Here is an 8856-nt window from a genome sequence, read left to right as displayed (position 1 = left end):
CAACGGACCGCACGCGAAGCTCGCGGAACTCGGCCTGACCCTGCCCGAGGTGGCGGCGCCGCTGGCCAGCTACGTGCCGGCCGTCCAGTCACCGGCCGGCAGCGGCGCGGCAGCCTCCTCGTCGATCACCGCGCCGGTGAACTGCGACCGGTAGAGCTGGGCGTACGGGCCGTTCGCGGCGACCAGTTCGTCGTGCGTGCCCTGCTCGACGATCCGGCCCTGGTCCATCATGAGGATCAGGTCGGCGTCCCGGATGGTGGAGAGCCGGTGCGCGATGACGAAGCTGGTCCGCTCCGTGCGCAGCGCCGCCATGGCCCGTTGGAGCAGCACCTCGGTGCGGGTGTCGACCGAGCTGGTCGCCTCGTCGAGGATGAGCAGCGACGGCTCGGCGAGGAACGCCCGGGCGATGGTGATGAGCTGCTTCTCGCCGGCGCTGACGTTGCTCCCCTCCTCGTCGATCACGGTGTCGTAGCCGTCGGGGAGGCTGCGCACGAACCGGTCCACGAAGGTGGCCCGGGCCGCGGCCAGGATCTCCTCCTCGCTGGCGGTCGGTCGCCCGTACGCGATGTTGTCCCGGATGGTGCCGCCGAAGAGCCAGGTGTCCTGGAGCACCATGCCGATCTTGCCGCGCAGCTCGTCCCGGCGCATGGAGCTGATGTCCACCCCGTCCAGGGTGATCCGGCCGGCGTCCAGCTCGTAGAACCGCATGACCAGGTTGACCAGGGTGGTCTTGCCGGCGCCGGTCGGGCCGACGATGGCCACCGTGTGCCCGGGTTCGGCCACCAGCGAGAGGTCGTCGATCAGTGGCTTGTCCGGGTCGTAGCGGAAGGAGACGTGCTCGAACTCGACCCGGCCGGTGACGCGGGGCGGCGCGGGCCGGTCCGGGGCCTGCTCCTCGGCGTCGAGCACCTCGAAGACCCGCTCGGCCGAGGCCACCCCGGACTGGAGCAGGTTGGCCATCGAGGCGATCTGGGTCAGCGGCTGGGTGAACTGCCGCGAGTACTGGATGAACGCCTGCACGTCGCCGAGGCTCATCGAGCCGGAGGCCACCCGCAGCCCGCCGACCACGGCGATCGCCACGTAGCTGAGGTTCCCGACGAACATCATCGCCGGCATGATGATCCCGGAGATGAACTGGGCCCCGAAGCTGGCCCGGAACAGCTCCTCGTTCTTGGCCGCGAAGGCGGCCTGCGCCTCGCGCTGCCGGCCGAAGACCTTGACCAGCTCGTGGCCGGTGTACGTCTCCTCGATCAGGCCGTTCAGCTCACCGGTGTGCCGCCACTGGGCGATGAACCGGCGCTGCGACCGCTTGGCGATCTGCTGGGTGACGACCACCGACAGCGGCACCGCCACCAGGGCGACCAGGGCCAGCAGCGGCGAGATCCAGACCATCATGGCCAGCACGCCGACCACGGTGAGCAGCGCGCTGAGCAGTTGGCTGAGCGTCTGCGAGAGGGTCTGCGAGATGTTGTCGATGTCGTTGGTCACGCGGCTGAGCAGCTCACCCCGGGGCTGCTTGTCGAAGTAGGGCAGCGGCAGCCGGTTGAGCTTCTCCTCCACCTCGGCGCGCAACCGCAGCACGGTGCGCTGCACCACCCCGTTGAGCAGCCAGCCCTGCCACCACATCAGCAGGCTGGCACCGAGGTAGAGCCCGAGCGCCAGGGTGAGCGTGCGACCCAGCGCGGTGAAGTCGATGCCCGCCCCGGGCACCACGTCCATCCGGGCCAGCATGTCGGCGAAGTTGTCGTTGCCCGCGGCCCGGGCCGCGGCCACCGCCTGCTCCTGGGTGGTGCCGGCGGGGATCTGCCGGCCGACCACCCCGGCGAAGATGATGTCGGTGGCGTGCCCGAGGATCTTCGGGCCGATCACGCTCGCCCCGACGCTGGCCACCGCCAGGGTGACGATCGCGGTCAGGGAGAACCGGTGCGGCCGGAGGCGGCCGAGCAGCCGGCGGGCGGACGGCCCGAAGTTCATGGACTTCTCCGCCGGCATGGCGGCGCCCATCCACGGTGGCCCCCCGCCGCCGCGCCGTGCGGCCGCCGCCGGCAGCCGCTGCGGCGTCCGCCCGTCGGCGCCGGCCTTCGGGCCGGGACCCGGCTTCTGCCCGGGTACGGGGGCGCTCACGCGGTCACCTCCGCCGTCTGCTGGGACGCCACGATCTCGGCGTACGTCGGGCAGGTCACCAGCAGCTCCTCGTGTCGTCCCATCCCGACGACGCCCCCGTCCTCGAGCACGATGATCTGGTCGGCGTCGACGATCGTGGAGACCCGCTGGGCCACGATCACCACCACCGCGTCCGCGGTGACCGGCCTCAGCGCGGCGCGCAGCCGGGCGTCCGTGCCGAGGTCGAGCGCGGAGAAGGAGTCGTCGAAGAGGTAGATCTCCGGCTGGCGGACCAGCGCGCGGGCGATCGCGAGCCGTTGCCGCTGGCCGCCGGAGACGTTGGTGCCGCCCTGCGCGATCGGCGCCTCCAGCCCGCCCGGCATCTCCGCCACGAAGTCCCGGGCCTGGGCGATCTCCAGGGCCGCCCAGAGTTCGGCGTCGGTCGCGTCGGGGTTGCCGTACCGGAGGTTGCTGGCGACCGTGCCGCTGAACAGGTACGGCCGCTGCGGCACCAGCCCGATCCGGCGCCACACCTCGTCCGGCTCCAGCAGCCGCACGTCCACCCCGTCGACCAGCACGGCGCCGGCGGTCGGGTCGACCAGCCGGGGGATCAGGCTGAGCAGGGTGGTCTTGCCCGCGCCGGTGGAGCCGATGATGGCCGTGGTCCGGCCGGGGCTGGCCCGGAACGAGATGCCGTGCAGCACCGGTGCGCTCGCCCCGGGGTACTGGAAGGCGACCCGGCGGAACTCCAGCTCCGCCCGGCGGGTCATGGCGATCATCGGCTCGACCGGTGGCACCACCGACGACTCGGTGTCCAGCACCTCGACGATCCGCTCGGCGCAGACCGCCGCGCGCGGCACCATCATGAGCATGAAGGTGGCCATCATGACCGCCATCAGGATCTGCATCAGGTATTGAAGGAAGGCGGTGAGCGCGCCGACCTGGATCTGGCCGGAGTCCACCCGCTCGGCGCCGAACCAGAGCACCGCGACGCTGGAGACGTTGAGCACCAGCATCACCAGCGGGAAGATCAACGCCTGGAGTCGGCCGATCCGGAGGGCGGTCGCGGTCAGGTCGGTGTTCGCCACCCGGAAGCGTTCCGTCTCGTACGGCTCCCGAACGAAGGCCCGGACCACCCGGATGCCGGTGATCTGTTCGCGCAGCACCCGGTTGACCGTGTCGATCCGGGTCTGCATGAGCCGGAAGCCCGGGACCATCCGCCGGGTGATCAGGCCCAGCGCGACCGCCAGGACCGGCACGCAGACGAGCATCAGCCAGGAGAGCCCCACGTCCTCCTGGAGCGCCATCACCACGCCGCCGACGCTCATGATCGGCGCGGCGACCAGCATCGTGCAGCTCATCAGCACGAGCATCTGCACCTGCTGCACGTCGTTGGTGTTCCGGGTGATCAGCGAGGGCGCCCCGAAGCGGGCCACCTCGCGGCCGGAGAAGCTGTTGACGTGCGCGAAGATGCCCGCCCGGACGTCCCGGCCGAAGCCCATCGCGGTCTTCGCGCCGAGGTAGACGGCGATGATCGAGCAGGCGATCTGGAGCAGGCTGACGAGCAGCATCGAGCCGCCCGTACGCATGATCTGGTCGGTGTCGCCGAGGGCCACGCCCCGGTCGATGATGTCGGCGTTGAGGCTCGGCAGGTAGAGCGAGGCCATCGTGCCGACGAACTGGAAGGCCACCACCGCGGCCAGCATCCGCCGGTACGGGCGCAGGTGGGTACGGAGCAGGCGGATCAGCACGGACGGCTCCCCGATGGCTTCTCGGTGTCGGACTCGCTGTCCGGGTTCAACCGGCGAAGGTCGCCATCGGACATGCTCGTGATGATTTCCGTGAGGAACTCGCGGATCACCGCCTGCTTGGCCGGGTCCGCGTCGACCGAGGTCAGCGGCCGGTTGCTGTGGATCAGGTCGATGATGGCGAGGGCGTGCTCGCGGCCCTTGTCGGTCAGGCTGAGCTGGACGCTGCGCCGGTCGTCGGGGTCCCGCCGTCGGGCGACGAAGCCGTCGCGCTCCAGCGTGTCGACGATGCCGGTGAGGGTGGCCGGCCGGACGAAGCACCGCTCCGCCATCTCCCGGTGGGTGCTGTCGCCGGCCCGCAGCAGGACGAGCAGCACCCGCATGCCGGCGGAGGTGAGCCCGTGGTGCTCGGCGAGGTAGCGGCCCCAGTGCTGCTCGACGACGTGCCCGGCGATCGAGACGAGCCGGCCGAGCGGCGCCTGCTGGAGCGCGTCGGGGAAGCGGACGAGCGGTCCCATGTTCACGGGCGTTAGATTAGCCCCCGAATCGTCAGGGCCCAAAGTATTTACGCGGTCAGCCGAACACCACCGCCAGGGCGGCGACCACGAAGATCACCTGGAGGGCCGTCCGGGTGCCGATCGGGGTGACCGGGCGGCCGGCGAGGGTGAGTCCCCGGCGTGCCGCCGAGACGTTGGCCGGGAACATGGCCAGCATCAGCAGCGCCAGGCCGGCCGCGGCCGGGCGGGCGGTGGCCGGCAGGAGCAACCCCAGCGCCCCGAGCAGTTCGAGCACCCCGGTCAGGGTGACCAGCAGGGCGGGTCGGGGCAGCCCCGGCGGCACCATGGCGATCAGGTCCGCGCGGCGGGACAGGAAGTGCGCCGAGCCGGTGAGCGCGAACATCAGAGCCAGGCCGACCCGCAGCGCGGGGTGCCAGCCGTCGAGGGCGGCGAGGCCGAGCAGGCCGGCGAGTCGGGCCACCGCGGTGCCGGCGAAGAGGGCGATCAGGGGTGCCATGGGTACGCCTCCCGGAAGATAACTTGTCGGCGACAAGATTGCGCCGCGAGAGGCCATCTTGTCAATGGCAAGTTAAAGTGGTGGGCATGACCCAGTCCCGCGCGTACCACCACGGCGACCTGCGCCGCGCCCTGCTCGACGCGGCGGTGGAGGTGATGGCGGAGTCCGGCCCGGCCGCGCTGAGCCTGCGCGACCTGGCGCGCCGGGCCGGCGTCTCGCACGCCGCCCCCGCCCACCACTTCGGCGACAAGGCCGGGCTGCTCACCGCGCTCGCCGCCCAGGGCTTCGAGCTGCTGGCCGAGGCGCTTGGGAACGCCGGCGACGATCTGGTCGACACCGGGGTGGCGTACGTGGGGTTCGCGATCCGGCACCGGGCCCACTTCGAGGTGATGTTCCGCCCCGACCTCTACCGCGCCGACGACCCCGAGGTGGTGGCCGCCCGGACCCGGGCCGGCGAGCTGCTGCGCACCGGCGTGGCCCGGCGCACCGGGCGGGGGCCGGACGTCGACGCGCTGGCCGCCTGGTCGATCGTGCACGGCTTCGCGACGCTCTGGCTCTCCGGCGCCCTGCCGCCCCGGGTCGGCCCCGACCCGGAGGCCGCCGCCCGCACCGTGATCAGCCGGCTCTTCCCCTGACGGCCGGGCCCCTCGGCGAGGGACCCGGCCCCGGGGTCACCAGCTCGTCGGCAGCGGCATGCCCTCGGTGTAGCCGGCCGTGCTCTGCACGCCGACCAGGGCCCGCTCGTGGAACTCCTCCAGGTTGCGCGCGCCCGCGTAGGTGAACGCGCTGCGCACCCCGGAGATGATCTCGTCGATCAGGTCCTCGACACCGGGCCGGGTCGGGTCCAGGTACATCCGGGCGGAGGAGATGCCCTCCTCGAAGATCGCCTTCCGGGCCCGGTCGAACGCGCTGTCCTCGGCGGTCCGGGCGCTCACCGCGCGGGCCGAGGCCATGCCGAAGCTCTCCTTGTAGCGCCGGCCGTCGGCGTCGGTGTAGAGGTCGCCGGGCGACTCGTAGGTGCCGGCGAACCAGGAGCCGATCATCACGTTCGAGGCGCCCGCCGCGAGCGCCAGCGCCACGTCCCGCGGGTGCCGTACGCCGCCGTCGGCCCAGACGTGCCGGCCGAGCGAGCGGGCCGCCGCGGCGCAGTCGAGCACCGCCGAGAACTGCGGGCGGCCCACGCCGGTCATCATCCGCGTGGTGCACATGGCGCCCGGCCCGACGCCGACCTTGATGATGTCGGCGCCCGCCTCGACCAGGTCGCGTACGCCGTCCGCGGTGACCACGTTGCCGGCCGCCACCGGGACCCCGGGGTCGAGCTTGCGGACCGCCCGCAGCGCCGAGATCATCCGCTCCTGGTGCCCGTGCGCGGTGTCCACCACCAGGGTGTCCACCCCGGCCTCCAGCAGCGCCGCCGCCTTGCCGGTGACGTCGCCGTTGATGCCCACTGCGGCGGCGATGCGCAGCCGGCCCCGGTCGTCGACGGCCGGCTTGTAGAGCGTGGCGCGCAGCGCGCCCGACCGGGTCAGCACCCCGACGAGGCGGCCCTCGGCGTCCACCACGGGGGCGAGCCGCCGCCGGCCCGCCGAGAGCCGGTCGAAGCCGGTACGCGGGTCCGCGTCCGCAGGCACGGTGTGCAGTTCGGTCGACATCACGTGCCGGAGCTGGGCGAAGCGGTCCACCCCGACCGTGTCCGCCTCGGTCACCACACCGAGCGGGCGGCCGGCCTCATCCACCACGATCACCGCGCCGTGCGATCGCTTCGGCAGCAGGTGGATGGCGTCGCCGACGGTGTCCGTCGGGCCGAGCGTGATCGCGGTGTCGTGCACCAGGTGCCGCTGCTTGACCCAGGCGACGACGTTCGCCACCACCTCGATCGGGATGTCCTGCGGGATCACCGCGACGGCGCCGCGCCGGGCCACCGTCTCGGCCATCCGCCGGCCGGCGACCGCGGTCATGTTCGACACCACCAGCGGGACGGTGGTGCCGGTGCCGTCGGTCGTGGCCAGGTCGACGTCGAGCCGGGAGCCCACCTCGGACCGGTTGGGCGCCATGAAGACGTCGTTGTAGGTCAGATCGTGCGCGGGAACCGCGCCATGAAGGAACCGCACCCGGCCATCATTCCTGCTCGCGGCCGGTCCCGCCGCCGCTGGTGGCCCAAACCACCCCGGCCGGCGGGACCGCCGCGGCCGTCAGGAGATGGTGCAGATCGCGGCGCCGGCGGTGATCACGGCGCCGACCTCGGCCGACAGGCCGCTGACCGTGCCGGCCTTGTGGGCGTGCAGGGGCTGCTCCATCTTCATCGCCTCCAGGACCACCACGAGGTCGCCCTCGGCGACGGTGTCCCCGTCGGCCACGGCGATCTTGACGATCGTGCCCTGCATCGGCGAGGCGAGCGTGTCACCGCCGGCCGCCGCGCCGGCCGTGGCGCCGCCGCCCCGCCGGGCCGGCTTCTTCGCGGCGGGCGCGGCGGCCGCCGTACCCGCGCCGAGGCCGGCCGGGAGGGTGACCTCCAGCCGCTTGCCGCCCACCTCGACCACGACGGTCTCGCGCTCGGCCGGGCCCTCGACGGCGCCGGCGGGGGCGGTGAAGGCCGGGACCATGTTGTTCCACTCGGTCTCGATCCACCGCGTGTGCACGCGGAACGGCTCGGCGGTGAACGCCGCGTCACGCACCACCAGGCGGTGGAAGGGCAGCGCCGTGGCCATGCCCTCGACGACCATCTCGTCCAGCGCGCGGCGGGCCCGCTCCAGCGCCTCGGTACGGGTCTCCCCGCTGATGATCACCTTGGCCAGCAGCGAGTCGAAGTTGCCGCCGATCACGTCGCCGGCCGAGATGCCGGTGTCCACCCGGACGCCCGGGCCGGTGGGCAGCCGCAGCGCGGTGATGGTGCCCGGGGCGGGCAGGAAGTTGCGGCCCGGGTCCTCGCCGTTGATCCGGAACTCGATCGAGTGCCCGCGCGGGGTGGGGTCCTCGGTGAACCGCAGCTTCTCGCCGTCGGCGATGCGGAACTGCTCGCGGACGAGGTCGATGCCGGCGGTCTCCTCGGTCACCGGATGCTCCACCTGAAGCCGGGTGTTGACCTCCAGGAAGGAGATGGTGCCGTCCAGGCCGACCAGGTATTCCACCGTGCCGGCGCCGTGGTAGCCGGCCTCCCGGCAGATGGCCTTGGCGCTGTCGTGGATCTGCCGGCGCTGGGCCTCGGTGAGGAACGGCGCGGGGGCCTCCTCGACCAGCTTCTGGTGCCGACGCTGGAGCGAGCAGTCCCGGGTGCCCACCACGATCACGTTGCCGTGCTGGTCGGCCAGCACCTGCGCCTCGACGTGGCGGGGCTGGTCGAGGTAACGCTCGACGAAGCACTCGCCCCGACCGAACGCGGCGACCGCCTCGCGGGTGGCCGACTCGAACAGGTGCGGGATCTCCTCCATGGTGCGGGCCACCTTGAGGCCGCGTCCGCCGCCGCCGAAGGCCGCCTTGATGGCGACCGGCAGGCCGTGGTCGACGGCGAAGGCCATCACCTCGTCGGCGTTGCCGACCGGGTCCGGGGTGCCGGGGACCAGCGGCGCGCCGGCCCGCTGGGCGATGTGCCGGGCGGTCACCTTGTCGCCGAGGTCGCGGATCGCCTGCGGGGTGGGGCCGATCCAGGTCAGCCCGGCGTCGATGACGGCCTGGGCGAAGTCGGCGTTCTCGGAGAGGAAGCCGTAGCCGGGGTGCACCGCGTCGGCGCAGGCCCGGGCGGCCACGTCGATCAGCTTGTCGATCCGCAGGTAGCTGTCGGCGGCGGTGTCGCCGCCCAGGGCGTACGCCTCGTCGGCGAGGGTGGCGTGCAGGGCGTCCCGGTCGGAGTCCGCGTAGACGGCGACGCTCGCCAGGCCGGCGTCGCGGCAGGCGCGGATGACGCGGACGGCGATCTCGCCGCGGTTGGCGATGAGTACCTTGCGCACCTTGGTGGCTCCTCCCGAGGTCGTTGCCGGGAGTGTATCGGCCGGGG

The 8856-nt window shown here is 72.8% G+C and carries 7 protein-coding genes and 1 pseudogene; 2 read left to right on the top strand and 6 right to left on the bottom strand.

What is annotated here, in order from left to right; translation table 11 throughout:
• Positions 1-91 (top strand): annotated as a pseudogene (locus ABZV78_RS16885) (RidA family protein); the annotation flags it as partial.
• Here ABZV78_RS16885 and ABZV78_RS16880 read toward each other — a convergent pair.
• The 4 genes from ABZV78_RS16880 to ABZV78_RS16865 all read right to left on the bottom strand — a co-directional run bounded on the left by ABZV78_RS16880 (position 70) and on the right by ABZV78_RS16865 (position 4865).
• On the bottom strand, positions 70-2004 hold the full coding sequence (locus ABZV78_RS16880) for an ABC transporter ATP-binding protein (RefSeq protein ID WP_355639469.1): 1935 nt from the start codon (positions 2002-2004) through the stop codon (positions 70-72). The pseudogene ABZV78_RS16885 and the gene ABZV78_RS16880 sit on opposite strands and share 22 nt — an antisense overlap.
• A 116-nt stretch (positions 2005-2120) precedes the next feature.
• Positions 2121-3854: an ABC transporter ATP-binding protein gene (locus tag ABZV78_RS16875; protein WP_355639459.1), complete on the bottom strand. Its 1734-nt coding sequence runs from the start codon at positions 3852-3854 to the stop codon at positions 2121-2123.
• Complete coding sequence (locus ABZV78_RS16870) at positions 3848-4369, bottom strand: MarR family winged helix-turn-helix transcriptional regulator (RefSeq protein WP_355639467.1); 522 nt, start codon at positions 4367-4369, stop codon at positions 3848-3850. The genes ABZV78_RS16875 and ABZV78_RS16870 overlap by 7 nt, the downstream gene beginning before the upstream one ends.
• 55 nt (positions 4370-4424) lie before the next feature.
• Positions 4425-4865: a DoxX family membrane protein gene (locus ABZV78_RS16865; RefSeq protein ID WP_355639458.1), complete on the bottom strand. Its 441-nt coding sequence runs from the start codon at positions 4863-4865 to the stop codon at positions 4425-4427.
• A gap of 86 nt (positions 4866-4951) precedes the next feature.
• Here ABZV78_RS16865 and ABZV78_RS16860 point away from each other — a divergent pair, with 86 nt between their 5' ends.
• Positions 4952-5500, top strand: a complete 549-nt coding sequence (locus tag ABZV78_RS16860; protein WP_355639456.1) for a TetR/AcrR family transcriptional regulator — start codon at positions 4952-4954, stop codon at positions 5498-5500.
• Between the two features lie 36 nt (positions 5501-5536).
• Here ABZV78_RS16860 and ABZV78_RS16855 read toward each other — a convergent pair whose 3' ends face one another.
• A complete protein-coding gene (locus ABZV78_RS16855) occupies positions 5537-6976 on the bottom strand; it encodes a GuaB1 family IMP dehydrogenase-related protein (protein WP_355639454.1) in 1440 nt (479 codons plus the stop codon).
• 81 nt (positions 6977-7057) lie between these two features.
• The gene (locus ABZV78_RS16850; protein WP_355639452.1) at positions 7058-8809 is read right to left on the bottom strand and encodes a biotin carboxylase N-terminal domain-containing protein; all 1752 of its coding nucleotides are present in this window, start codon (positions 8807-8809) and stop codon (positions 7058-7060) included.
• Positions 8810-8856: the final 47 nt, after the last annotated feature.

The sequence above is a fragment of the Micromonospora sp. NPDC004540 genome (assembly GCF_040610095.1).
In the GTDB taxonomy this organism is placed as follows: domain Bacteria; phylum Actinomycetota; class Actinomycetes; order Mycobacteriales; family Micromonosporaceae; genus Micromonospora.
This window is presented reverse-complemented; position numbering and strand designations above follow the sequence as displayed.